This is a genomic window from Pseudomonas sp. FSL R10-0056 (assembly GCF_009600105.1).
In the GTDB taxonomy this organism is placed as follows: Bacteria; Pseudomonadota; Gammaproteobacteria; order Pseudomonadales; family Pseudomonadaceae; genus Aquipseudomonas; species Aquipseudomonas bubulae.
Genome location: NZ_WIWL01000173.1, coordinates 26,613 through 51,103, shown reverse-complemented (window position 1 = coordinate 51,103; position 24,491 = coordinate 26,613). Strand labels below are relative to the sequence as shown.

Below are 24,491 nucleotides of genomic sequence, written 5' to 3'. Positions count from 1 at the left end.
GCGCGGCGGCAATACCTGTAGATAGTGCGCACATGTTCCAGGAGTTTCATCATGCCCGCGCCGCAACAGGCTGCCTTCACTTACCGCGCCATGATCCGGGCCGACTTGCCCGCCGCCCACAGGTTGTCCGCGCAACTGAACTGGCCCCATCGCCTGGAAGACTGGGCGTTGTTGCACCGGGTGTGCAAAGGCTTTGCGGCCTGCGAAGGTGAGCGCTTGATCGGCACGGCGTTCGCTTGCCCACAAGGTGCGTTTGCAACCATTGGCCTGGTGGTGGTCAGCCCCGATTATCAGGGCCAGGGTGTTGGCCGCCGATTGATGGAGCTGGCGCTCGAGGCCTGCAAGCCGGCCACGGCGATCCTCAATGCCTCGGCGGCAGGCGCACCGCTGTATCTGAGCCAGGGCTTTATCGAGTTCGGCACCCTCGAGCAGCGCCAGGGCCCGGCACAATGTATGGCCCTTGAACCGCTGGCCGCAGACGAACACTGCCGCAGCCTCAACGCAGAGGATCAGGCACGGCAACTGGCACTGGCCAACGCTGGCAGCGGGCTGGATCGCAGTGCCATTTTCGCCCATCTGCACGACACTATCGAACACACGGCCGGTATCGAGTGCGGTGGCCAGTTACAGGCGTTTGCCCTGTTGCGCCGCGCCGGAAAGGGCCATTGCATTGGCCCGGTGATTGCCCAAAATCCCCGGCAGGCCAGGCACCTGATCGCCACCCTGCTCTCACGGATCCCTGGCCAGTTTGTGCGTATCGATGTGCCACATAACAGCGGTCTGTGTGAATGGCTGACGCGGGCCGGCCTGGGCCCAGTAGACCGGGTGAGCCAAATGGCCCTCGGCACACCCCCGCAATCCACTGAAGGTGTTCACCAGTACGCACTGCTTTCACAGGCAATGGGTTGAGCTGCAGAAACGCGCAGGACTGATCCGCCACAAACCGGATTGGCAAGAAAAAGACAGTGGTATTAATTGGTATGGGATGGGTGACTAGCGAGGTTGCGTCAGGCCGAACGGCGTTGACGCTGTGCTTGGAGACTCTTGCCCGATGCTGGACAAGATCTGGAAAATGGCAGGGGCGGCTGGATTTGAACCAACGCATGGCAGGATCAAAACCTGCTGCCTTACCGCTTGGCGACGCCCCTGTAGTTGTTGCGATGAATGCCTGGCATTCATTTAACGTCCTTGCAGCTTGCGAATGTTGCCAATCGCCGTGAACCTGTAAGGGTTCGCTGTGAGAACGAGCGCAAATATACCCGCACTCTGAGGATATGGGAAGCACTTTTTAAATAAATTTATTCAAAAACAGCCACTTAGTGAGAAACACTGGCACATTGCCCCGGCTGGCCGGGCTTTTCCCGGGTCTAGGCGAGGGATAAGCCCGGAGTTTCAGGCACTGATCGACACAACGGCGTCACATCAATCAAAGGCACCATTGAGAATCTCATAAACCAACCCGGTGGCAATGGAGACCAGAATCAACTCCGTGCCCACCTGCTGCCATTCGTACCCCTCGTAATGAGGCAGCCTGCTGGCCAGTCGGCCATCCAGCTTTTTGGCAATACCCGGCGGCAGCGGCTTGCCCCGCGCCAGATTCTTCTGGATGCCGGGCGGCAGCGCCTGGCTTCGGCTCCAGTAATCTCTATGCCCGTGAATGATTTCAAGGGTGGCTGCACGATTGATACTCGGGCCATGCGCCCTGTCGTCACCGCCTGACTTCTTACCTTTATTGCCCTGGCCACCTTGCTTGCCATGATCCTGGTCATAGTGCTGACCGCCTTTGTCATTGCCTTTACTGTTCCCGTTACCTGGATCGGCCGAGGCAGTGACCGGGCCACAAACAAGCGCAACACACGTAATGGCTGTAATCAGTGAACGAGGCGTTAGCATGGTCGAGGACTCAGAATAAGGGTGGTCCTCTGACTATAGACGACAGCTTGAGTTCGTCAGGGCATCAAGCTGCCACCCAGTGCTGCTTCAGCTGTGCTCCGGTGCGAACCAGGCCATGGTGATATCCGCGATCAGACTGCCATCGGGTAGGCGTATACGCTTTTCAAGACGACCTTCTTCCACAAAGCCGAACTTCAGATAAAGGTGCCTCGCACGGCGATTGACCTCACGCACCCGCAGTTCGACTTTTACCAGCCCCGGGCGATCCCCGGCCCACTGCAACAAGCGCGTCATCAACACATGGCCGATACCCTGCCCCACATAGTCGGGATGCACAACGATAGTCAGGCTCATAACGTGCTTAAAGGCCTCAAGCCCCATTGGCTCAAGCAAAGCATGCCCGACAATCTGGTCATTCCATTCAACCACCAGGTAAAGGCCATCATCCTTCAGGGCAATAATTTTTCGCTCAAAGGCTGCAGTGTTAAACTCACTTGGCCGCGAGACAAGCAAACCGGGGGTTTTGGCCGTTTCACGCTCGGCATTGCAGAGCTGCGTCGCATCCGTTAGTTGCGCATGACGAATGACCAGGTTTTCCAAGCGATAGCTCCCTATAAACTGTTCTGAGTAGGTCAACTGCTTGCGCTCGAAAACACGCAATTCCTGATTAACTTACGCACCCTTACAGCGCACACAAATCTGCGCGGTCTGCATTTCCCTCCGCCCTCAGCCCTTCAAGCAATAACTGTTCCCGTTGATCAATCCTCGTAGAGCAAGGCGTTCTTGCGATGTGTTTTGTAGCACTCCCGTGGTACAAACAGCAGTAATACGTGACATTGAATACCCTGACGCGTCAGGCATTGAGCGAGCTTCTGGCACATCACGCCTGGACTATTGGTAAAAGCCACGAGGCGAGGTGTTCAATTGCATTGCCCCGAACTGAAATTGGCCATGCTTGGTACATAGGCCTACTGATCCACCTTGAAGGTGCACCCCATGCCCGCCCCTACTGCTCGCCCCGACCTTGTTTATACATACCCGACCCACCTGCGCGCTCAGGTCGAGGCCGCCCCGCGAGCACCCGGGGTGTATTTCTTTTACGCTGCTGGCGAGTCCATGCCGCTCTATATCGGTAAAAGCATCGATATACGCAGCCGACTGCTTTCCCACCTGCGCGCGCCGGAAGAAGCCCGAATGCTGCGCCAGACACAACGGATCGAGTACCAGCAAACCGCAGGAGAAATCGGTGCCCTGCTGTTGGAGTCCCGCCTGATCAAAGAACTGCAACCCTTGAAGAACAAGCGACTTCGTCGTCAACAGCGTCTGTGCTCATTGCGGATTGTCGACGGGGTACTGGAAATCATCGACACCACCACGATCTGCGACGGGCCACAGTTGTACGGGCTTTTCCGTAACCGGCGGATGGCCACCGAAGCCCTGATGCAGATTGCGGACGAGCACCGGCTCTGCCACACCCTGCTGGGCCTGGATAAATCAACGGGACGGGGCTGCTTTCGGGCTCAGATAGGCAAGTGCGCCGGTGCCTGCAAAGGGGCAGAAAGCCATAAGGCGCATACCCAACGCTTGTTGAGTGCCTTGGAACGCTGGGCCGTGCATCACTGGCCCTATCCAGGCGCAATCGCATTGCACGAGCAGCATGGCGAGATCGAGGAGTACCACGTCGTGGACAGCTGGCGCTATATCGGCACCTATACCTGCGAGTCTGAAGCCAGACTGGCCCCCAGACTGACAGGGCAGGCATTCGATGCCGACTGCTACAAAATTCTGGTGCGGCCCGTATTGCTCGAGAGCACGGCAATCATCATGCTTTGATTGCGAACGCGCCGATCCAGGATAACTGCCTCGAGCTTTTTGACTGCCTTAATGTGCCGCTGAATGACTGGCCCATCTCTTCCACTCGCTTGGCAAGCTGGACGTAAGCCTACAGCCAACACACGTTCACATGACTGACGGTGTGTGCTTCAGTCCGTCGACTGCATCCCGTATTTGCCGCACCCGATCTGTAACAGACATGTCCCCTTCAAGCTTTAAGACCGTACAGGTAAGCGCAGACAGCCATTCCTGATGCCTGGCCAGGCTACGTCCAGGGACGCCCCCCTCATCGTACTGAGCTGCCCAAGCCAGAAACTCCGGCTTTGCTTGACCGAAGCGTTTTACCTCTCGACGTTCTAGCCTCTCCAATCTGAGTTCAACCGGAAGATAAAGGAACACCACAAGATCAAATTCGCTCTCAAGCGGTTGACCCCAGCCCATTACTGATCCGGCAACCACTGCACGGTCATGAGAGCGCATTTCATGTAGCAAGCGCTCTCCTCGTAGCGTTTTGTCTGCCAGATGCAGATAGGGCGGGTTACTGGGCAGCCACAAAAAATCATCTGCTTCCAGGTGAGTTGCGCTCAGTTCCTTAGCTAAAGCATCCGCCAAGGTTGTGGTGCCGGTACCTGCCGCGCCTGTGATCAAGATGTAACGTGCCGTCTCTTTTGTCATTTCGTTTCAGCCACTCTAAAACTTTGCCATCTCCGATAACTTAACAGTGCCCCACTGATGTGGCAGCCGAGCAAGAACGTCCTCGAGACATCGAGCCAGTGGTGGCCAGCGCCTGCAAATGTGGGTCGGTTAGCTACGACCTGACTTTGAACGTCGCTATGCACCAAATGACGTGCGGGCAGTCATCAAATCTCTAGAAGCACTGCAATCAGATCCTGTTTTGTCAACTGAGCAAGCCTGGGCGAGCACTTGATAACGACTCTATACAAATCCGTTATCAGACGTTGAGGAGTCAATCAGGCTTAAATTTAGCTCACCACCCAACTGGCTGAATAAGGGAATTCCTTTGCCCAACAACACTGGAATGCGCGCAATAGTAATATCGTTGATCAATCCCGCAGCGAGGAAAGCCTAGATGGCCTGACCTCCGTCAATATAGAGATGCTGCAGACCTTGAGCCGCCAGCTGCGCCACGATAAGTAGCGGATCGCCGGCCAATACATCGAAGGACTCAGACGACTTTACCCCCCGACCGCAAAACTTGTATCAGTTGCTCGGCGGCGAGGGTTTCGACGGTGCCTTCACGGGTGCCTGCGCCGAAAACAGCGCAACAGGCCGATGTGTCGCCGTCGCAGATACGGTAAACGGCAATGACGCTGCCAGGCCCGCACCCTGTGTGTCCGCAAAGGGTAAAACCACCGTCGATCGAACCCCGCATTAAACCCAGGCCGTATCCCGGTGTAATCCATGGGCGTCCTGGAATCGAACCACCCAATGCCTTTGCTATCTGCATGTCCTGGAGCAAGCCTGTGGGGAGCAGATGCCCTGCGAAAAGTCGGTCCAGGAAGAGTGCGGCTTGCGAAATGGGGCCGATTAACAAGCCGTGATACACCCAGCCGGGGTCATAATTTGATGTATTTCCAAGGTGGGTATCTTGTAAGTCTGCTGGCGTTTTAGCGAAGCGAACCCTCGAGAGCCCCAAAGGCGTCAGTGCGTATCGACCCACTGCCTCTTCAAGCGACAAGTCAGTCAGCTGTTCAATTAGCTTGCCTATGAGAAGGTAACCCACATTGGAATAGCGCCATCCAGTTCCGGGGGTATATCGAAGCCGAGCGCCATCAAGGCGCTGCATCATTTCGTCTGCTGACCATGCAGCCTCATGGTTGGCAACGGCGGCGTGATAATCTGCAAGTTCACCATAATCGGCGAGCCCTGCCTCATGCCTAAGCAGTTGGCGCAACGTGAATGGCTGATCAGGTATCGGGGTGTCCAGTCCGATCCGCCCATCACGTACTAATGACAGGGCGGTTACAGCCAGGATGGTCTTCGTAAAGCTCCACCAAGGCACCACCAGTTCTGATTGATCCGACGTTGGTTGCTGACCATTTGATACCAGTGAACTCAGCATTGACTTCCTTGTATTGTTGGGCAGCTTGTCAGCTACCTAGGGAGGCTCCGATCAACTTGCCGCGATTTTAGAAAAGTACCCAATATACCCAGAGATCAATAACGCGCCTGCCGCCAACCAGGCGCGTGCTGCATCAGTGCATCGCCACACCGTCCAGCGATTTATCGACATACGCCCTGGCCAGCTCCACCAGATGCATGACCGACAACACCCGGTCGCGCGCGAGCCCGCACAAACCATCCCCCGCCTCACTCGCCGAAGCAACCGCACAGCGCAACAAGTCTGACGCTTGGGCCAAAGCCGCTTCTGAATTGACACTGTCCGGGATGGCAAATATAGCCGTGCTTATGGGGCGAGCAGGCTTATGGTCGTGCAGGTAATAATCGAGCGCACGCCTGACGGCCGCACGGTCCAGCGACTGTGAATCGCACTGTTCAGCATCTTGCAGGGTCAATGAGGGGGGATCGGGGACAACTTTTTTCATACCGTTAACTCCTGGCTTCTAAGAGGAGCTGTCACTTATCGCGACCAAACGAATGGGTGGCAGCCGTACGCAGGTTAGTCGACCGGAGAAACCAGGAACCCGGCGCGCCCGAAGGCGCCCTGCGCACGGCCACCAAAAACCGGAGGCAAAAAAACGCCTCTCTGAGGTGGCGCTGTGCGCCTGATTTCACTACGGGCGACTAAACCCGATCGCTGATTTTGCAGCGATGGGCCGAGACTATTCCCCGATTTGAGCAGGCGCAAGCGAACGGGATTCTCTCGGATGATTCGCGAGATGGAAAGCGAAACGTCGTACGAAACTCCTGAATATCTCTCGGTAAGCTCACCTCCAATGTTCAACGGCCCTACAAAGGATGAATGTCCAGGAATGAAGCCCACTCGACAAACTGGCATTCGCCAACATCTGAATAAATCCCTACACAGATTCACCAGCACCGTCAGTAAGCGGCTGACCGCATCCCAACGTGGAAATGAGCCGCACAAGGACTCGTAGCCTCACTGGGAGCATTTCGCATGCATGATGGCCCCACCTCTTGATGTCTGCAAAACAGTGATGAGAGATGACCTTGTATTTATATCAAAACAGATATAATGTTTATCTCGCAGGCGTGGATTCGCACACGCGAATCCGTAGGTGAGACGAGCAACATGCCTGTTCGATTTTTGACCAGAGAGGAAGCGACCGATGACTACTTTCAGATGCATAAAATGTTTGATAAGACGGAGGTGCAGCGATGCCCAACCGAGAAATGAAGGAAATCATGTGGGTTGGAAGTAGCTTGCAAGACCTGCGGGACTTCCCTGAAGTGCCTAGGAAGCGAGCAGGTTTTCAGCTAGAACTACTGCAGGAAGGGGAAGAGCCTGACGACTTCAAGCCAATGAAATCCGTTGGCAAGGGTGTTCAGGAAATCCGGATTGCATGTGATGATGGGGCTTTTCGCGTGTTTTATGTGGTCAATCGGCCGGAAGCAATCTATGTGTTGCATGCCTTCCGCAAGACAACTCAAAAGACGGAAAAGCGTGATTTGGATCTGGGTAGAACCCGATACAAATCGCTGGGTTGAGCGTAGGGTGGCGTGGCGATCCCCTTTACCAACGGTGAAGGGGTAAAGCCCTAGCTATGACCCGACTCAAAAAAAGTACACCTGTCACTTTTTTAAAAGAACTTGTAGCAAAACAGTTGTCCAAAAATTAGTAAGCAAGTGATTGATCAGAGGAAAAGTGTATGTCAAACGAACGCCCTACCAGTGTCTGGGATGCGTTGGTTGATACGCCAGAAGAAGCCGAGAACCTGCGTGTCCGTTCTCAGTTGATGCGAGCCATCAGGCGGGTAGTGAAAACCTGGGATGTATCGCAAAAAGAAGCGGCCCAGCGGCTGCATATCACTCAGCCAAGGCTGAATGATTTGCTCAAGGGGAAAATTGAAAAATTTTCTCTGGATGCTTTGGTGAATATGTTGGCCAGTGCAGATCTGGAACTCGAAGTTCGCATCAGTAACAAGGCAGCCTGATTTTCAGGTGGTGGTTCAAGCAAGCAAAAAGGCTGGCCATGATGTGGCTGGCCTTTTTTCGCTTTAATGGCACCCAAGGACGAAAATAAGCTATCGCAGGTAGTTTGCAGAGACACCGGTGCGTTTGTCTGAAGCTACAAGAAACCTCTGTTCTCATCAGCCACTTGGGTGTGCAGCTTTAGAACCCGTATACGCTGTATACACTCAAGAGTGAGGATTCCATCATGGCACCGCCCGTGTTGTCATTCTGTGTTGAAGAGGCGCTCGTGGAGCAGCTCGACCAGTTGTCCCAAGCCACCGACCGCGACCGTTAGTACCACCTCAAACGTGCGTTGGCCCGCTACGTCGAGGCTGAGTCCTGGCATATATAGGTAGAGAGCAGATTTTTGCGAGCGACTGCTATCCGACCCAAAGCAGCCCTTGATATCCATTTATTGTCGCCATAGGGTGTTGGCATTCATGGAGGATTCTGACTGATGGCACGCATAGGTTTACTACTGAGCCCCGGTTTTGCTGACTGGGAATATGCTTTTATAGCTGGAACTGCGTCCCCATTTTACGGGATCGACGTCAGGTTTTTCGCTTTTGCTCCGGGACAGATCCACTCGCAGGGCGGGCTGCCTGTAACGATCGATAGTAACTTGCAACAATGCCTGGACTGGAAACCGGATGTTGTGGTCGTTATCGGGGGAATGGTCTGGGAACGTGCAGAAGCACCGGATATTCGAGACTTTCTTCATGCCAGTCGTTCAAGTGGAGCGACGATTGCCGGTATCTGTGGGGGAACTCTGGCACTTGCGAGGGCCGGGCTTCTCGACAAGACTCCACATACCTCAAACAGTGCTAATTTCTTACAAGAGAATGCTGCAGGTTATGAAGGTCACGGGTTTTATCGAAACAGTCCGATAGCGGTGATTGCAGACCGCATCATAACCGCTCCAGGCCCTGCCCCCGTTAGCTTCACCTGCGCAGTGTTCGAAGGTGCCGGGCTATCTTCAGAGAGTATTTCCCAGTTCAGATCAATGTTGGCAGCGGAACATAAGTGACCGTTTGGCGCTGCAAAACAGCGCTCAGGTTATGTTGTTCGAGTGGCTGCATCTGTCCGATTGCTGCCTGTTGCAAAGTCCCGCAATCGACCCAAAGCTGCCAGGCCGTCTGTTATCGGGCGAAGATCTGGCTCTCTTGGTAGACTTGCAACCCATCGCAAAACAGGCGTACTTGTGCCGTGTAACTGATGCTGCCGTCAGTACGCTTGCGTGCTCGGATAGTGGCCATGATCGCCTGGTACAATTGTTGTTTTGATTGGTAAATTGTACCAGTCGACTTCAAAATACGCCCTTTTACCCCCTAAAATCGCTGCAAAAACGTAGAGCACAATGGTACAGAATATTGCTTCAAAGCCAGTAAACACAGGGGCTGCGCTGTCTCGGCGGTTTTCTGTTGCCCCCATGATGGACTGGACAGATCGCCACTGTCGGTTTTTTCTGCGTCTGCTATCCAAAAACGCCTTGCTGTACACCGAAATGGTCACTACGGGTGCGCTGATTAATGGTGATGCCGAGCGCTTCTTGCGTCATGACGCGTCTGAGCATCCGCTGGCCTTGCAGCTGGGAGGGAGTGTTCCGGCTGACTTGGCCGTTTGCGCACGCATGGCTCAGGATGCAGGGTATGACGAGGTGAACCTGAATGTCGGCTGCCCCAGCGATCGGGTGCAGAACAATATGATCGGTGCCTGCCTGATGGCGCATCCGGCGCTGGTGGCCGATTGTGTCAAGGCCATGCGCGATGCGGTCGCTATCCCTGTCACGGTCAAGCATCGTATCGGCATCAACGGCCGCGATAGCTATGCACAACTGTGCGATTTCGTCGGTACGGTTCGTGATGCAGGCTGCACCAGTTTCACCGTGCATGCGCGTATTGCCATTCTCGAAGGGCTGTCGCCTAAAGAAAACCGCGATATCCCGCCTCTGCGCTATGACGTTGCCGCGCAGTTGAAAACCGATTTCCCTGAACTGGAGATCATTCTCAACGGCGGGATCAAGACCCTCGAGCAATGCCAGGAACATTTACAGGTGTTTGATGGTGTGATGCTCGGCCGCGAGGCCTATCACAACCCGTATATTCTGGCCGAGGTCGATCAACGTCTGTTTGGCAGTTCTGCCCCTGTCATTTCGCGGGTAGAGGCGCTCACGCTGTTGCGGCCTTATATCGCAGCGCATATAGCCGCGGGTGGTTCAATGCACCATATCACGCGTCATATTTTGGGGCTGGGCCAGGGGTTCCCTGGCGCCAGGCGCTTTCGTCAACTGCTGTCGGTGGATATCCATAAGGCCAAGGACCCGTTGGCATTACTGGATCAGGCCGCAGAACTGCTGGTAGGCCGCTGAAACCAGCGCAATAGCGCCGGCGCAAGGTACACAAAGGCCTGCATGAGACTTCTCATGCAGGCCTTTGTTTTTTTGCACCACTATTGCGTTACTTCGACACAGGCATAACTGTCGGCATTGTCGATATCGCCCTTGCCCGCGTAACGGGCGGCCTGCGGCCAGGCACATAGCGGGCGGGTGCGCACAACCTTGCCGTCTTCAATTTTCGAAGCGACGATGCGCTGCGGTGCTACGCCGTGCTCCACCCAATTGTCGATAATGGCCAACTTGTCAAAGGTGTCGCAGCCCGCACCGCCGTAACAATGGCCCATGCCCGGGATCAGAAACAGCCGGGCCGAGGCCCGGGCCGCCTTGCCCGAATCGCGCAGCAGTGACTGGTAGTAGTCGATCAGCTCCTGGCCGTTATGAAAATCGTTCCAGCCCACATAAAGCAGTAGCTTTGCCCCCCGGTCGAAAAATGCCGTGAGGTTGGAGTCAACGTGCAACAAGGGCCCGAGCCTGTTCACAGCCTCATTCACGGTCTTGTCCCAGTCCATGGTCGTCCAGTCCCAGTCCGGATCCTGGAAAGCCGCGTACTTGAACAGGTCCAGGGCCACCGGGAACGCTTGGCCATCGACAAAATCACCGAGCAGGTTTTCATTGCCCTTGGCCACGCCAGGAAAGATCACTTCCCCGGTACGCGGGTTGATCGGCCCTCGATAGAGCTGCTGCATCAGCTCTACCTGCCCCGCCGTCAGGCAGTCGGCTGTCTCGGTGCCTTTGCACTGCAATTGTTCAGGCTCAAAATCGCAATGCTGCGGGTCGTCGATAAACCCCTGCTTGAGGCCAATGGGCGTGGCGCAGGCCTTGAGCGCCGCCTTGCTGACCATCTCGAGCTTGGCCTTGGTCATGTTCACATCGCGGTGACGACCGAGCAACCAGCCGGGCCAGAGCTGGGCGGCATTGAACTTGACCAGCGGGTTGGGCGGCGCACCGGCGACGATACCATCGTAGTCATCGGGAAAGCGCCTGGCTTCGATCAGACCTTCAAGGCCGCCCAGCGAACAGCCTATCCAGTACGCCCGGCTGGCCGGTTTTCCGTAGTAGGCCTTGATCAGTTCCTTGGCATGTACCGTCATCAGGTGGTCGGCGCGCCAGGCATAATCGATCAGTTTTTCCGGGTGGCCCAGGGCGAACTGCCCGCCCTTGCCTTCTTCAGTACTGCTGTCGTGTCCGGTATCGGTCGCTGCCGTGGCGTAGCCCTGCTCAAGCCCGGCGAGCATGGCCGGGTACATCATCGCTCCGCCCCAGCCAAAACTGCCGACACCCAGTAACTTGCCGTTCCAGCCATTGAGCGGCAACCAGACTTCGATCTTGATATCTGAATCGCTGCTGGGCCTGAGTGTGGCAGCAACCCTGCAAAAGGCCGGGTTTGGCCCGACTGCGGGGCGCCCTGCCGGGTTCATGCCGGAGAAACTCGCCAATCGGGTCAGCGGGTTTTCCGGCATTGGGTACTGCCCGGGGGCAATGGCCTCGGCCACGGTGATGGTCGCATCGGGCAAGGCCCTGGCGGCCAGGGCGCTGCAGGTGTCTTCGGCACGGGCTTGCGCTGCCATAGCCAGGGCCAGCAAGCTGACGGCTGCGTACCGGAGAAACGGGCGTAGTGCTGAACATGGGTGATTAATTTGCATATCCCTGCCTTCGGATCACGCTCAAGAACAGACGCTGCGCGGTGGGTGCACTACCACGACCTTAGTTGCAGGATAAAGAAGGTCAAGGTGCAACTGGCTGTTTCAAGCTGACTGGTGATCCGTGTAGCGCCCGCAACTGCTCGGCGTGCGAAGCCGCAACAGCGGGCCGACCGCCAGATCACTCCCGCGTGCAAGGCCGCAGGCACCCCATGGCCATGGCCACCAGGCTATCGAGCAGCGCCCTGGATTCAAGCTGGTCTGGCATGTCTTCCAGTACCGAGCGGATAACACTGCGCAGCCCCTGCCCGAGCAGGTAAGCGGCCATGGCCGGGTGTTGGGTGGATATTTCATCCTCATACAACTGCAGCAGCGGCAACCAGGTCGCTTCGATAAATTCCCCGGTGGTGGTGTATGGCCCGCGCCACATGCCCAGGTGCAAGGCCGAGTGATAGCGCAAATGAAACACCTTGTTCAGCCTGAACAAGCGTGTTTCGACGCGAATGATGTTGGCCAGAATTTGTTCCAGCGCCGACTTCAGGGGCACGCCAATCAACTTTTCCCGTACCTTCAGCAGCTGCTCGGACTCTTCGTCGAGCACACGCTCGTACAGCAAAGCCACGATGGCATCCTTGCTGGGAAAATACTGGTAGATCGAGCCGACCGCGACACCAGATACCTCGGCGATGCGGGCGACCGTCAGCGCCGCCTCTCCTGCTTCATCCAGAATCTGCAGGCAGGCTTGCTCAACAGCATCGACCAGTGCCCGTGAGCGGGATTGCACCGGCCGCTTGCGCAGCGCAGGCATCAGACCCTTTGTATTGTCATCGGCTGGCTTGCTCATGGGAACCCGAGCGGAGTATTTTTTGCTGTTCTTAATTTCAGATATTTTCCTTTTATATCAGTAGGTTAAATACACAATCAGATGCCCGCAGAATGCGAATATCTCAACCCTGATGACGTCAGTATGATCTTTGGAGACGCTCGGACATCGTCCAAACGTGTAGTGATACGCCCTCTATAAGATCGGATATTTCAGCCTGCCGGGAGATTGCCCATGCCTTCACCACTCACCCTCCAGCCCCTTGGCCCACACCTGGGCGCCGAAGTGCTTGACCTGGATCCTGCCACTGTTTTTCAGCCGCAAACCCTGGCGGCACTGGAAGCCGCGCTGGTCAAACATGAAGCCCTGGTACTGCACGCCCCATGGCTACAGCCAGAACAACACCTGGCCATTGCACGATATTTCGGCGAGCCCGAAGTTCACACGTTCTATCCCAACCTGGGCGCAGGCTTTGAACAGATCACCGTGATCGACTCCAGGCTGGGTGACCGGGCGGATATGTGGCACCACGACGAGAGCTTCCTGCCCGACCCGCCGATTGTCACCATGACCCACGCCCAGATCCTTCCCCCCTGTGGCGGCGATACGTGCTGGATCAGCATGACCACGGCCTATGACAGCCTGTCCGGGCGTATGCAGCACTACCTCGACGGGCTCAGCGCCTGGCACGACATGAACGGGCCCATGACGGCAGCGCTGCGCCAGAGCGTCGTCAGCCATGAGCGCTATGCCGAGGTCGTGCAGATGAACCGCCGCCACCTGCACCCGCTGGTGATCCAGCACCCGGTGTCCGGTCGCAAAGCCCTGTATCTGAGCCCGACCTACACCACCCATATCGAAGGTATGGCCCCCTCTGAAAGCGACGCGATCCTGGACTATCTCCACGCGCACTGCCAGCACGTGCAATTCGGGTTTCGCCATCGCTGGCGTGTCGGTGACATGGTGCTCTGGGACAACCGAAGCGTGTTGCACAACGCCATTCTGGACTACCAACCCCATCAACGGCGCATGCAGCGCACCTCGGTATTCGCCCGCGAACCCTTGCAGGCGTGAGTTCTGAAGGAACATTCACGGATCACAACCGCTGCAAAGGAGCACACCAGAATGATGAACGATGAACTTAATCACGACCTCCTGGCCCGCTACATTCCCAGGCCAGGCCGGTATGCACTGTTGCCCGAACTGACTGCGCACCAACGCGTGGCGCTGCTGTGCCGGGTGCTGTATCGAGAGGGTTATAACGACCATATTGCCGGTCATGTCACCGTCAAGCAGGACGATGGCACCTATTTGGCCAACCCCTGGGAGCTCACCTGGGGCGAAGTAACCGCCTCGGACATCCTGCGCCTCGACCAGACCGGCAAGGTCATCGAAGGCGAATGGAACATCACCCCGGCGATCAACCTGCATATGGATTTACATGCCGCGCGCCATGATGTTGAGGTGGTCATCCATAACCACCCGCGCTGGGCAGGCGTCTGGTCAGCCGCGGGGCGCATCCCGCCGGTTTACGACCAGACCTCCGCCCTGGTTGATAGCGACCCGGTGCTCTACGACGAATATCGCGGTACCGTCGAGGACACCGTCCTCGGCCGCGCCGTAGTGACGGCACTGGGAGCCCAGAAATGGGCCATGCTCGCCAACCACGGCGTCCTGGTGGTGGCCAATGGCATTCGCCAGGCCCATTTGCGCGCGATCACACTGGAGTGGCGTAGCCGTCTGGCCTGGCATGTAGAGGCACTCGGTGGCGGCGCGCCGCTCCCTGCCCATGTCGCCCTCGCCACTGGAGAGCGCACCGATGCCAACGGTTTCCCGTTTCTGTGGGAAGCCATGGCACGGGAAGTAATCCGCCGCGATCCGACTGTTCTGGAGTAATTAACCCCGCAAATTATGGAATTCAACTCCGCAATGTTTGGAATCTAGGGCCGATTATCCGGGATCAATATCACCGTATATTGACCCGGACTGGCGCCACGCAGCGCCCCACACCGGAGGTCCCTGCCCTATGAGTATGCTGTTTTCTCCATACACCTTGTCGGGAATGGAACTGAACAATCGTGTCGTGATGGCGCCCATGACCCGTGCCCGCGCCTTGAACGATATTCCTGACGAGTTGACGGTTCTTTACTACCGCCAGCGTGCAAGCGCCGGCCTGATCATCAGCGAAGGTGTGCCGGTTTCCATCCAGGGCCGCGGCTATCTGTTCAACCCCGGCCTTTATAATCAGGAACAAGTGGAAGGCTGGAAGCACGTCACCCGGGCCGTGCATGAGGACGGCGGCAAGATCTTCGCCCAGCTCTGGCATGTCGGCCGGGTATCCCACACCACGCTGCAACCGGACGGCGGTGCGCCGGTGTCATCCAGCAACAAGGTGGCGGCCAACTCAATGACCTATGCCTATGACGAGCACGGTCAACCGGGCCCGATCCAGGCCAGCCAGCCGCGCGCGCTGTCGACCGAAGAAGTCGGAGCGATCAAAAATGACTTTGTTCAGGCTGCCCGCCGGGCTATCGAGGCGGGGTTTGACGGGGTCGAAATTCATGGCGCCAACGGCTACCTGTTCGAGCAGTTTATCAATCCGTGTGTAAACGATCGTACCGACCGTTATGGCGGCTCAATCGAAAACCGCATTCGCCTGCTGCTGGAAACCATTGATGCGGTTGCCGACGCCATTGGGCGTGGCAAGGTTGGCGTGCGTATCTCGCCGTTTGGCCGCCTGTTCGACATGGCGCCGTTTGATGACGAAGCCCAGACCTGGGTCGCGGTGGCTCACGCCATTCATCAACGCGACATTGCCTACGTGCACTTGAGCGATCAATTAACCATTGGCGCCGAGCGCATGCCCGAAGGCTTTGCGCAGACTTTTCGCGAGTCGTATCAAGGCACACTGATTGCCGCTGGCGGCTTTGATCGCGAGTCGGCGCAAGCCGCACTGGAATCAGGCGCCCTGGACCTGGTCGCGTTTGGGCGGCCTTTTATTGCCAACCCGGATCTGGTGGAGCGGATGAAAAATAACTGGCCGATTGCAACCCCGGACCGCGCCACGTTCTACGGCAACAGCGGCGAAAAAGGCTATGTCGATTACCCCTTCCACTCGCCGAACCTGTAACGGTATTCAGCTGCCGCGCTTCACGTCATGGAGCTTGAGGCGCTGCATTCATGAACCCTGGGGGTTGGGCACGCCCTGATCCGGGCGAAAAATCCCGGCATCGCGTCGGGCCAGTGCCAGCAGTTCATCGACGACCATTCTGATCTTGGGCTGTATGTAGCGCGTGCGTGGCCAGATCACGTGAATAGGCATCTCGGCACCGGCATATTGCTCAAGTACGGGCACCAGCAACCCCTGCTGGATAGGCGTCTGCACCAGCCAGGTGGGCAGTTGGGCCAGGCCGCCCCCGGCCAGTGTCATGTCCAGCAACATTTCACCGTCTCCCATCTCATGCTTGACCCGCACGTCGTGCTCGTTGGTCTGCCCCTTTTCATCCACCAGCATCCAGCTTTTGCGAGTGCCGTTGCGCCAGCCGACAATGCAGTCATGCTGCAGGAGATCAGCCGGTGCCTGGGGCGTGCCATGCCTGTGCAGGTATTCGCGGGTCGCGCAAATCAACAGGCTCTGGCTGCCCAGCCTGCGGGCCACTATTTCAGCGTCATCTTTCAATGAACCGATTCGGACCACAAGATCGATGCCCTCATTGACGATATCCACCAGCCGCTCACTGAAGCTGATGGAGAGATCGAGCTGCTGGTATCGCACCGCCATATCGATCAAGGTCGGCAAAATATGTCGGCGACCAAAGGCCGCCGGCAGATCGATCCGCAACCGACCGACAGGTTCCTGTTGGCCGGTGGTCAAAAAGCCCTGGGTCTCGGCCAGTTCATCCATTACCCGCAGGCAACTGGCCAGATAGGCCTCACCCTCGCTGGTGAGGTTCAGGCGCCGGGTGGTGCGATGCAAAAGCTTGACGCCAAGGCGCGCCTCCAGGCGAGTCACGCTCTTGCCAACGGCGGAACTGGTCACGCCAAGCTCCAGGGCTGCCGCTGTAAAGCTCAGTGACTGGGCCGCAGACACAAACTCACGAATACCGTCAAATGGGTTGCCCGTCATTATGGCGTCCAAGGCTAAAGTTTAAGGATCTGCAGCTGAACAATAGCAAAGCCATGCAGTAATAGAGGGGTAAAACCCCGGGGCTTACCTTCTGCGCAAACAAAAATGCGCCCTGGATAAAGGCGCATCGTTCATGCTCAATCCTCGGAGCTGGCCCTGGATCAGGCTGCACGCTCAGGCCAGACCACTTCAAGGCGGGTATGGGTGATGCGCCACTCGCCATCGATACGCCGGTACGTGTCGGCGTACAGCCCGAGCAACAGCAGCGGGTTCGGATCAGGCTTGGATGCGGTCTCGAAATCAATCAGGTAGCAACGCCCTTGCGCGGTATCGGGCCCGGTCAACTTGATCCAGTGGTTGGCGATCGCATGCAGAAACGGATAACTGCCCTGGTGGTCGCGATCGAAGAGTTTGAAGGCATCATTGAGGCCACTGCGGATGGCATCTATACCCGTCATTTTGCCGACCGTAACCTCCACCACCGCATCTGCCGAGAACACTTCGTCAAGGGCGTCGATAGTGTTGCTGTCCAGGTGATGTGCATAGAGGGTTCTGAGATTGCGAATCTCTTCGCGATCAAGCAACGCTTTGAGTTTGGTATCCATAACCTGTGACCTCTGTAGTAACTGGCTTGCCTGTGAAGGCGCTGGGCTGCTCAGGACAATCAGCTCCTGACCTGTAAAACCTCTACTTTAGTCATGTTCCAGCACAAGATAATCACCCACAAATTCCAAACATTCTGGAATCACAGGATCAAATTGTTTCACTCTCACTCAACTGGCCGCGTTTTGAAGGGCTCGTTCACCAGCCTGCTCATCGTTAGCAAGCGTCTGGCACAGATCCAGCAGCTGGCATTGCAGCAATTTGCCCGCATGGCTCAGACCGTTTTGCCCATACAACGCCAGAAATACCCCCTGGATATCCGGCAGGCCGCTGCCGGCATCAATCACCCTGTGTTCCGGGCTGATCACCCGCAACGGCAACAAGCTGATACCCAGGCCCGCCGCCACGGCGGCGCAGACACTGGCCAGACTTGCGCTGGAGTAGTTGATGCGCCAGCGCCATCCCCCCACTTCAAGGTGATGGAGCATTTCATTGCGGTACAAACCGCCCACCGGAAACGCCACCAGCGGCAAGGGCTCGCGCCCCAGTGCGGGCGCTGAACGGCTGTCGACCCAACACATGGGTTCGGGCCAGCAAGCCAGGCAATCATCGCCCTGCCCCATCTGCTTGACCAATAACAGGTCGAATTCATCCTGGCGATAAAGCCGCATCAGTTCAGGCCCCAACCCGCTGGTGACTTCCAGGCGCACTCCCGGGTGCTCCAGGCCGAACCGCGAAAGGATCGGCATCAAGCGCTCTGCAGCAAAGTCTTCAGGCACGCCGAGGCGCAACACCCCCTCACTGGCCTGGTTGAACAGCACATCGCGGGCTTCCTGATCAAGCGCCAGAATGCGCCGCGCATAGGCCAGCAGGCGCTCACCTTCAGGGGTGGCAATCACCCGGCGCTGTTCGCGGTCGAGCAGCTTGCAGCCAAGGCTGTCCTCCAGACGGCGGATCTGCTGGCTGACCGTCGACTGGGTGAGATGCAGACGCTGCGCCGCCCGGGTGAAATTGGCGCAGTCCACCACCGCGACAAAACTGCGTAATAGTATGGGATCAAGCATCCGCCTCACCATTCACATTGCCACTTAAAGGCATGGCTATATTTAATTTCAGAATACCTGCTGCGCTGACCATACTGGCTTTTCACGGGATGTAAAAGAGGGCTCAACCATGGGCAGCCTGACACGCAAATGCGGCCTGCTAACGGTCGCGCTGTTGATAATGGGAGCGGTGATGGCAAGCGACAAGACACTCCTCAATGCCGTCAGCGACGGCGAACTGGACAGGGTCCAGCAACTGATCAGTGAAGGCACGGACCTCAACGTACAGGCGCTGGATGGCAGCAGCGCGCTGCTGCTGGCAACCCGATCGAACCAGATCGAAATCGCCCGGGCCTTGATCCAGGCCGGGGCCGACGTCAACCAGAAGAACCTGATGCGTGACAGCCCCTATCTGTTGGCAGGCGCCAGTGGGCGTAACGAAATCCTGCAAATGACCCTGGCTCACGGTGCCGATCTGCAGAGTACCAACCGCTATGGCGGCACCGCCCTGATCCCGGCATGCGAGCGCGGACATGTTGAAACGGTACGCCTGCTGATCGCAGCAGGGGTTGATCTGAACCATGTCAATCGCCTGGGCTGGACCTGCCTGATGGAAGCCATCGTGCTCTCCGACGGCGGCCCGGCGCATCAGCAGATCATCACCCAGCTGATCAATGCCGGTGCCGACCTGAACCTGCCGGACAGCGACGGCCACACCCCCCTGCAACAAGCGCAGCAGCGCGGCCAGGGCGTGACCGCACAATTGCTGCGTGATGCCGGCGCGCACTGAATCACACACTGGAGTTGTTATGCATAGCGATGAGTTTTACCTGCAACGCGCCGTGGCCCTGGCCGCCAGCAACGTTGCCGGCGGTGGCCGGCCTTTTGCTGCGCTACTGGTCAAAGACGACCAGGTGATCGTTGAGGCCGTCAACACCCTCCATATCAGCCAGGATCCGACTGCACACGCAGAACTCTTGGCCATACGGGCTGCCAGCCAGCAACTGGGCCCGCGCCTGGAGGGTTGCGTGATCTATGCCAGTGGCCAGCCTTGCCCCATGTGCCTGAGTGCCATGCACCTGTGTGGCGTAACCCGAGTGGTGTATGCCGCCAGCAACCAGCAAGGGGAACCCTTCGGGCTGTCTACGGCAGCGATTTATCAGCAACTGGCGCTGCCGTTGAGCGAACAGAAACTGGCGATACAACACATACCCCAACCGGCCATGGTCGAGATCTATAGTGACTGGAAAGCCTGCCATGAGCCTGGATAAACACCCTGCGCGGGTGTTCGCCAATTGGGCATTGCTGGTGGTGCTGGGGCTTAACCTGCGTCCGCTGCTCAGCTCCATCAGCCCGCTGTTGCTTGAGATACGTCATGACACGGGCATGAGTTTCCAGAGCAGTGCCTGGCTGACCAGCCTGCCAGTGATCTGCATGGGTCTGGTGGCCTTGCTCGGCGTACGCCTGCAGGCAGGCCTGGGTGAGCGCCGTGGCGTGGCCCTGGGCTTGTCGATGATCCTGGGCGCCTGCCTGTGGCGCTTGTCTGCCGATCAGGCAGAAACCCTGATGGCCACGGCCTTGTTGGGCGGTGCCGGGGTTGCGCTGATCCAGGTGCTGGTTCCGGCGCTGATCAAGCGCCAGTTTGCGCAGCGGGTTGCGCTGGCTTTAGGGGTGTACTCCGCCTCCCTTATGGCCGGCGGCGGCCTGGCTGCACTCGTCAGCCCGCTGGTGGCCGGCCATTTTGGCCATTGGCAGGCCGGACTGGGGATTTGGCTTGCGCCTGCTCTGGTCGCACTGGTGCTGTGGGGCTTATTGCCCTTTGCCAGCGGTGCCCGAACGGCGGGCGAGCCAGCCATGCGCCCGTGGCGCAACCGGCGCGCGTGGTTACTGGCGCTGTACTTCGGCCTCGTCAACTGTGGCTATATGAGCATGGTGGCGTGGTTGCCCGCCTACTATTTGCAGATGGGCTGGAGTGCAGCACAAAGCGGCTCGCTTCTGGCGTTCATGACCATTTTTCAGGTACTGGCTGCGCTGGTGATGCCTGCGCTGGCCCACCGCAGCACGGACAGGCGCCCGCTCTTGGCGGTCAGCCTGGGAGCGCAGGCACTGGGCTATAGCGGACTGGTCATGTGGCCGCTGGAATCGCCGTATGTGTGGGTGGCCTTGATTGGTTTTGGCCTGGGTGCCTGTTTCGCCCTGAGCCTGATCCTGACCCTGGACCATTGCCGCAAACCCAGCGAAGCCGCTCAGCTTGCAGGGTTCGTGCAAGGCGCGGGATTTCTTGTCAATGCGGTATCGCCATGGCTGACGGGTTGGCTTCGCGAACTCACGGGGAGTTTTGTTACTGCCTGGTGGGTTCTGGTTGTGGCGGTTGTTGCAATGCTGCTACTGACGCGGATTTTCAGCCCGCAGAGTAATATACGCTGTGGCGGAATCATTCAAGCAGCTGCCTGAAATGCAATCAAAACGAAGATCTGTCGTCACAATAGTTTTTGCTGGATTTCAATTACAGACTGGATAGCATTTTCCGTCCATCCTCGTTTACCCATTTGACCGGCAATTTTTTGACTCGATTGCTATAGATATTCCTTTTGCACCCTCTTAACTATAACTATTTTAATTTTTTCAACTGCCTGATTCAACAGAAACATAAATTCTTCAAGCTCAAAACTCCAAGTCCCGTCTTTAGCAGACGGTTATATTTCTATCTCAGCTGATCTTCCAGGCTCGTGGGATACTTCAGCTAGTTGATCAGCGTCCATCCAGATTTCGAATACTAAATTTTCTCGATCTGGAGGGCTGCTCATCAAAGAGGATAGATGTGTCATGGCTTCGGTGGTTCCAGCAGACCAATAAATCCCCCACTCGCATCGTAGCGAAGCCCCCTTCCGTCGGGAGCAACTACATCTATAGCTTTCCCAAACCTCCCGGAGTCTTTGTAGGTTACGGTTGTAGTGGTCAACTCATCCCGGACACGGTTTTGAGTTTTTCTTCCGTTTTCGCTGGGGCCAATCCATCGTTAAATTGATGAGGTCGGATCCAGTTGTAGTGATGCATCAGGTACTGGCTAATATCTCTCTGAGCCTGGTGGCCGGTCATGTAGCCAGTGGTTGGTATCCACTCTGTTTTCAAGCTGCGAAAAACCCGCTCCATCGGCGCATTATCCCAGCAGTTTCCTCGGCGGCTCATACTCTGACGCATGCGATAACGCCACAGCCGCTGGCGAAAGTTGCGGCTGCCATATTGGGATCCCTGGTCTGAGTGAAATAGCAGGCCTTGCGGCTTGCCACGCTGCTCGTAAGCCACATCCAACGCCTTGATCACCAAGTCTGCATCCGGCTTTTCTGATAACGCCCAGCCCACCACTCGGCGAGCGTAAAGATCCATGACAACCGCAAGGTAGTGCCATTTCCCCTGTGCCCAGATGTAGGTGATGTCGCCGCACCAGACCTGGTTGGGCGCTTCGACATCAAATTCTCGGTTCAATATATTTGGGATATCCGGCCGCTCGACTGTGGCCTTTTTATAGGCGTGTGATCCTGGCTGCTTGCTGACCAACTCCAGCTCACGCATCAGCCTGCGTACCTTAAACCGTCCAATTTGCTCACCTTCTTCTTGCATCATCAACGTGATGCTTCGACTGCCGGGAGCACTTCGGCCCTGGGTGAACAACTCGCTCACTCGGCTACGCAGCCTGAGCCGCTCAACATCTGGTGTTCGCCGCCTTAGACGATGCGCGTAGTACCCCGAACGAGCGACCTCAAACGCCTCGCACAAGCAGTCAACAGGCTCATGGACGCTTAGCTGATTGATCAGCGCGTACGCTCGAGATCTTCCGACATCAAGAGCGCGGTAGCCTTTTTTAATATTGATTTCTCGCGCTCGAGGCGAGCAATCCGAGCTTCCAACTCCTGGATTTTTTGCTGCTCTGGTGTCAGGGCCTTGCTCTGGGGCGTGACGCCGGTGCGCTCTTGCTGAAGCTGGTCGACCCAGCGGCGCAGCGCCGACTCACCAACACTCAGTGAACGACTGGCTTCGATGAAGCTGTAGTTTTGCTTGAGCACGAGGTCGGCAGCCTCGCGTTTGAATTCAGCGGAAAAGGTACGGCGTTGTTTGGTCATCTGACACCTCGATCTGGCGAGCATTCTCGCCTAAAAGGGTGTCCGGTTTCATTAGACCACTACAGGTCGACGCGGGATTACTCAGAATATCATCAGCTATTTTTTGACCTTGAGCATTGATTTCGGAAGGACTGCCTTTGACGCTAGCAAGGATACATGCCTCTTTGCCCCCATCAACTCACAGAGATAAGGCTCAGCCCCTCACTGATCACTATTTCCTCTGGGATCTCATCATAGATAAAAAGCTCATCTCCTAAGTTTAAAATGGATAGGCAAAAACCGTTATCAAACGAAAGAGCAACGCCCACCACTATGTCTTCTGCTAAGGACTGCACAAGTGATGCTGACACCAACCTCCGTCCTACAACATCGGAGAAATAAAGCTCACCAGAGATACAAAAAATATCTTGCCTACCGTATTCACCTAAATCGCAGTTTGAAATCGGACTCAAAGAAAAACAGAGAGACGCACCATCAGGCCCTCCATAGAGCCTCCCAAACTCAGACTGTTCGAATAGAAGGCCAACCTCTTGAGGGGCAGAATCCCTCTCGAAACAGAAAACATGGAATAGAGCATTTACTGACAGTAATTTCTTCCCGAGCACTGTTAACATCCAGGTAATCATAAGCTCAGGAGAGTTCATTACCTGATGCCCTCCTTCAATGCACTCTGTACAGATGGATTCAGAGCTACCCCATCCTTCAGTATAGTAACGAACGTTCCATCAGGCTTGGTAACAACCACATCATTACCCTTAACTCTGAAAAACACATCACCTCGTGCGCCATTTACACCTTGCCCAGCAAAAGTCCCGGGGATTACCTTTTCAGGATTACCTCCAACGTCATAAATTTTATCGAGTACCATTTTACGATCTCTTGGGCTAGCCGCGTTGCCGCCAAAATCCTCAACGTGCTTACCGGGTTTTGCACCAACTAAACTATTAGTTTATGCAGTGAAATTTTACTATCTGAAAATTTAACCACACCTTTTGTAACTGACAGACACTCATCAGACTCAGTCACGCTAAGACCGCAGCCTCCGAAACCCAAATAAACGCCAACACGGACTTCGCCTACATCACTTATCCTATACTCATATACCGGCAATAATTTCAACCCCGGGTATTTATCAACCCCACTTAGTGACTTGATTGGATACGCAAACTCATCATTTATCTCAGACAGCTTCAGCAATTCCAGATCTGAATCCAGCTTTAAAAAACTTTGACACTCCCTCGCTAACTGTTAATGAGACCCAGCCTGAATCACACAACTTAAAAAATATCAAGAACTCACAAAACAGATCACCAACCATAAAAAATGAGCGGACTCTGACATCGTGCAACACCTCATTGATCAGCACCGTCTTTATGCCCTCCACACCAAGCATGCTTTGTTAGCGCTCTAGCAGCTTTAGTCAAGCCTTCTTTGTTGATAGGTTCACCCGTCGTAGCGATCAGTACGTTACTAGTGCGTCCACCGAAATTCTGGAGAGCAATTGCCGATCCTTTTGCACCAAAAAAATCTTATAGCATTAAGTATTACCTAAATAAACGGCCCCGTCCGAGAACTCCATCAGCCAAGGCTCAGTTGATAACGAACAAAATGCATTCAAGATGCGGCCATCAGACAATTTGAAAAATGGATCGATTGGCTGAGAATCAATAAGCCAACCCACCTCAATAATAGACAAACCTAAAAGATCAGAAACATGGTCAAGGGCGTCGTCATCCCAACAACCGAAAAGCAGTTCCCGCCCCTTAGAAACGCGCCACGCACTCTCAGTCCGAAAGCTCCAGTCCGCCGAAAAAAGCATCAAAGTATCGCCATCCCAAAATACTCTTTCAATTTTAATAGGCAACAAAAGAGCCACGGCTTGCAACAATTCACTCATC

26 protein-coding genes, 1 tRNA gene and 3 pseudogenes are annotated in these 24,491 nt (G+C 56.1%); 13 read left to right on the top strand and 17 right to left on the bottom strand.

What is annotated here, in order from left to right:
* Positions 1-51: 51 nt before the first annotated feature.
* Positions 52-909 (top strand): GNAT family N-acetyltransferase, encoded by an 858-nt coding sequence (locus GHO42_RS11360; RefSeq protein WP_153326620.1) that lies wholly within the window; start codon positions 52-54, stop codon positions 907-909.
* A gap of 164 nt (positions 910-1,073) precedes the next feature.
* Here GHO42_RS11360 and GHO42_RS11355 read toward each other — a convergent pair.
* The 3 genes from GHO42_RS11355 to GHO42_RS11345 all read right to left on the bottom strand — a co-directional run bounded on the left by GHO42_RS11355 (position 1,074) and on the right by GHO42_RS11345 (position 2,493).
* Positions 1,074-1,148: transfer RNA gene (locus tag GHO42_RS11355), tRNA-Gln, on the bottom strand.
* A gap of 274 nt (positions 1,149-1,422) precedes the next feature.
* Positions 1,423-1,893 (bottom strand): anti-virulence regulator CigR family protein, encoded by a 471-nt coding sequence (locus GHO42_RS11350; protein ID WP_153326622.1) that lies wholly within the window; start codon positions 1,891-1,893, stop codon positions 1,423-1,425.
* Positions 1,894-1,980: 87 nt separating this feature from the next.
* Positions 1,981-2,493 carry a GNAT family N-acetyltransferase gene (locus tag GHO42_RS11345; protein ID WP_133145142.1) on the bottom strand — a complete coding sequence of 171 codons (513 nt, stop codon included), beginning with the start codon at positions 2,491-2,493 and terminating at the stop codon, positions 1,981-1,983.
* A 396-nt stretch (positions 2,494-2,889) separates the two neighbouring features.
* On the opposite strand from GHO42_RS11345, the gene GHO42_RS11340 reads away from it, so the two are divergent.
* The gene (locus tag GHO42_RS11340) at positions 2,890-3,726 is read left to right on the top strand and encodes an endonuclease (protein ID WP_153326624.1); all 837 of its coding nucleotides are present in this window, start codon (positions 2,890-2,892) and stop codon (positions 3,724-3,726) included.
* A 126-nt stretch (positions 3,727-3,852) separates the two neighbouring features.
* Here GHO42_RS11340 and GHO42_RS11335 read toward each other — a convergent pair whose 3' ends face one another.
* The 3 genes from GHO42_RS11335 to GHO42_RS11320 form a co-directional block, all read right to left on the bottom strand.
* Positions 3,853-4,401 (bottom strand): AAA family ATPase, encoded by a 549-nt coding sequence (locus GHO42_RS11335; protein WP_153326626.1) that lies wholly within the window; start codon positions 4,399-4,401, stop codon positions 3,853-3,855.
* A 511-nt stretch (positions 4,402-4,912) separates the two neighbouring features.
* Positions 4,913-5,809: a serine hydrolase gene (locus GHO42_RS11325; RefSeq protein ID WP_095018474.1), complete on the bottom strand. Its 897-nt coding sequence runs from the start codon at positions 5,807-5,809 to the stop codon at positions 4,913-4,915.
* Positions 5,810-5,942: 133 nt separating this feature from the next.
* Positions 5,943-6,293 carry a DUF6124 family protein gene (locus GHO42_RS11320; protein ID WP_095018473.1) on the bottom strand — a complete coding sequence of 117 codons (351 nt, stop codon included), beginning with the start codon at positions 6,291-6,293 and terminating at the stop codon, positions 5,943-5,945.
* Between the two features lie 754 nt (positions 6,294-7,047).
* Between GHO42_RS11320 and GHO42_RS11315 the strand changes: the two genes are divergently transcribed.
* The 4 genes and pseudogenes from GHO42_RS11315 (at position 7,048) to GHO42_RS11305 (ending at position 8,869) form a co-directional block, all read left to right on the top strand.
* The gene (locus GHO42_RS11315) at positions 7,048-7,377 is read left to right on the top strand and encodes a type II toxin-antitoxin system RelE/ParE family toxin (protein ID WP_095018472.1); all 330 of its coding nucleotides are present in this window, start codon (positions 7,048-7,050) and stop codon (positions 7,375-7,377) included.
* A 161-nt stretch (positions 7,378-7,538) separates the two neighbouring features.
* Positions 7,539-7,823, top strand: a complete 285-nt coding sequence (locus GHO42_RS11310) for a helix-turn-helix domain-containing protein (RefSeq protein WP_095018471.1) — start codon at positions 7,539-7,541, stop codon at positions 7,821-7,823.
* Positions 7,824-8,047: 224 nt separating this feature from the next.
* Positions 8,048-8,134 (top strand): annotated as a pseudogene (locus tag GHO42_RS26075) (transcriptional regulator); the annotation flags it as partial.
* A 165-nt stretch (positions 8,135-8,299) separates the two neighbouring features.
* Positions 8,300-8,869, top strand: a complete 570-nt coding sequence (locus GHO42_RS11305; RefSeq protein WP_095032358.1) for a DJ-1/PfpI family protein — start codon at positions 8,300-8,302, stop codon at positions 8,867-8,869.
* A 115-nt stretch (positions 8,870-8,984) separates the two neighbouring features.
* Here GHO42_RS11305 and GHO42_RS26295 read toward each other — a convergent pair.
* Positions 8,985-9,098, bottom strand: a pseudogene (locus GHO42_RS26295) (integrase); the annotation flags it as partial.
* Positions 9,099-9,199: 101 nt separating this feature from the next.
* Here GHO42_RS26295 and dusA point away from each other — a divergent pair.
* Positions 9,200-10,210 carry a tRNA dihydrouridine(20/20a) synthase DusA gene (gene dusA / locus GHO42_RS11300; RefSeq protein ID WP_095000053.1) on the top strand — a complete coding sequence of 337 codons (1,011 nt, stop codon included), beginning with the start codon at positions 9,200-9,202 and terminating at the stop codon, positions 10,208-10,210.
* 80 nt (positions 10,211-10,290) lie between these two features.
* Here dusA and GHO42_RS11295 read toward each other — a convergent pair whose 3' ends face one another.
* Both GHO42_RS11295 and GHO42_RS11290 read right to left on the bottom strand, forming a co-directional pair.
* Positions 10,291-11,880 (bottom strand): tannase/feruloyl esterase family alpha/beta hydrolase, encoded by a 1,590-nt coding sequence (locus GHO42_RS11295; protein WP_153326628.1) that lies wholly within the window; start codon positions 11,878-11,880, stop codon positions 10,291-10,293.
* A 178-nt stretch (positions 11,881-12,058) separates the two neighbouring features.
* Positions 12,059-12,721: a TetR/AcrR family transcriptional regulator gene (locus GHO42_RS11290; RefSeq protein ID WP_095000039.1), complete on the bottom strand. Its 663-nt coding sequence runs from the start codon at positions 12,719-12,721 to the stop codon at positions 12,059-12,061.
* Between the two features lie 213 nt (positions 12,722-12,934).
* Here GHO42_RS11290 and GHO42_RS11285 point away from each other — a divergent pair, with 213 nt between their 5' ends.
* From GHO42_RS11285 to GHO42_RS11275, 3 genes are all read left to right on the top strand, one after another.
* On the top strand, positions 12,935-13,774 hold the full coding sequence (locus GHO42_RS11285; RefSeq protein WP_095021135.1) for a TauD/TfdA family dioxygenase: 840 nt from the start codon (positions 12,935-12,937) through the stop codon (positions 13,772-13,774).
* Positions 13,775-13,825: 51 nt separating this feature from the next.
* The gene (locus GHO42_RS11280; protein WP_153326631.1) at positions 13,826-14,596 is read left to right on the top strand and encodes a class II aldolase/adducin family protein; all 771 of its coding nucleotides are present in this window, start codon (positions 13,826-13,828) and stop codon (positions 14,594-14,596) included.
* Positions 14,597-14,726: 130 nt separating this feature from the next.
* The gene (locus tag GHO42_RS11275; protein WP_153326633.1) at positions 14,727-15,830 is read left to right on the top strand and encodes an alkene reductase; all 1,104 of its coding nucleotides are present in this window, start codon (positions 14,727-14,729) and stop codon (positions 15,828-15,830) included.
* A 48-nt stretch (positions 15,831-15,878) separates the two neighbouring features.
* Here the strand turns inward: GHO42_RS11275 and GHO42_RS11270 are convergent, their stop codons facing one another.
* From GHO42_RS11270 to GHO42_RS11260, 3 genes are all read right to left on the bottom strand, one after another.
* Positions 15,879-16,826 (bottom strand): LysR family transcriptional regulator, encoded by a 948-nt coding sequence (locus GHO42_RS11270; protein ID WP_153326635.1) that lies wholly within the window; start codon positions 16,824-16,826, stop codon positions 15,879-15,881.
* A 161-nt stretch (positions 16,827-16,987) separates the two neighbouring features.
* On the bottom strand, positions 16,988-17,431 hold the full coding sequence (locus GHO42_RS11265) for a nuclear transport factor 2 family protein (protein ID WP_095000034.1): 444 nt from the start codon (positions 17,429-17,431) through the stop codon (positions 16,988-16,990).
* A gap of 168 nt (positions 17,432-17,599) precedes the next feature.
* Positions 17,600-18,493 (bottom strand): LysR family transcriptional regulator, encoded by an 894-nt coding sequence (locus GHO42_RS11260; RefSeq protein ID WP_095038871.1) that lies wholly within the window; start codon positions 18,491-18,493, stop codon positions 17,600-17,602.
* Between the two features lie 109 nt (positions 18,494-18,602).
* Here GHO42_RS11260 and GHO42_RS11255 point away from each other — a divergent pair, with 109 nt between their 5' ends.
* From GHO42_RS11255 to GHO42_RS11245, 3 genes are read left to right on the top strand one after another with little or no spacing between them, the layout of a single operon-like run.
* Entirely contained in the window at positions 18,603-19,262 is a 660-nt protein-coding gene (locus GHO42_RS11255) for an ankyrin repeat domain-containing protein (protein ID WP_095000032.1), read from the top strand.
* Between the two features lie 19 nt (positions 19,263-19,281).
* The gene (locus GHO42_RS11250; RefSeq protein WP_095021140.1) at positions 19,282-19,743 is read left to right on the top strand and encodes a nucleoside deaminase; all 462 of its coding nucleotides are present in this window, start codon (positions 19,282-19,284) and stop codon (positions 19,741-19,743) included.
* Positions 19,730-20,926, top strand: coding sequence for a CynX/NimT family MFS transporter (locus GHO42_RS11245; RefSeq protein ID WP_095018460.1), 1,197 nt, complete (start codon positions 19,730-19,732; stop codon positions 20,924-20,926). Before GHO42_RS11250 ends, GHO42_RS11245 begins: the two co-directional genes overlap by 14 nt.
* Positions 20,927-20,952: 26 nt before the next feature.
* Here GHO42_RS11245 and GHO42_RS11240 read toward each other — a convergent pair.
* The 5 genes and pseudogenes from GHO42_RS11240 to GHO42_RS11220 form a co-directional block, all read right to left on the bottom strand.
* A pseudogene (locus tag GHO42_RS11240) lies at positions 20,953-21,036 on the bottom strand (colicin E5-related ribonuclease); the annotation flags it as partial.
* A 394-nt stretch (positions 21,037-21,430) separates the two neighbouring features.
* Positions 21,431-22,593 (bottom strand): IS3 family transposase gene (locus GHO42_RS11235; RefSeq protein WP_095019831.1). Its coding sequence is split into 2 segments (ribosomal slippage): positions 21,431-22,338 and positions 22,338-22,593, totalling 1,164 coding nucleotides; the frame shifts between segments, so codons are not numbered across the junction.
* Between the two features lie 173 nt (positions 22,594-22,766).
* Complete coding sequence (locus GHO42_RS11230; RefSeq protein WP_153326637.1) at positions 22,767-23,237, bottom strand: hypothetical protein; 471 nt, start codon at positions 23,235-23,237, stop codon at positions 22,767-22,769.
* Positions 23,237-23,461 carry a hypothetical protein gene (locus GHO42_RS11225; RefSeq protein WP_153326639.1) on the bottom strand — a complete coding sequence of 75 codons (225 nt, stop codon included), beginning with the start codon at positions 23,459-23,461 and terminating at the stop codon, positions 23,237-23,239. The genes GHO42_RS11230 and GHO42_RS11225 overlap by 1 nt, the downstream gene beginning before the upstream one ends.
* 669 nt (positions 23,462-24,130) lie before the next feature.
* A complete protein-coding gene (locus GHO42_RS11220; RefSeq protein ID WP_095024597.1) occupies positions 24,131-24,490 on the bottom strand; it encodes a hypothetical protein in 360 nt (119 codons plus the stop codon).
* Between the last annotated feature and the right edge of the window lies 1 nt (position 24,491).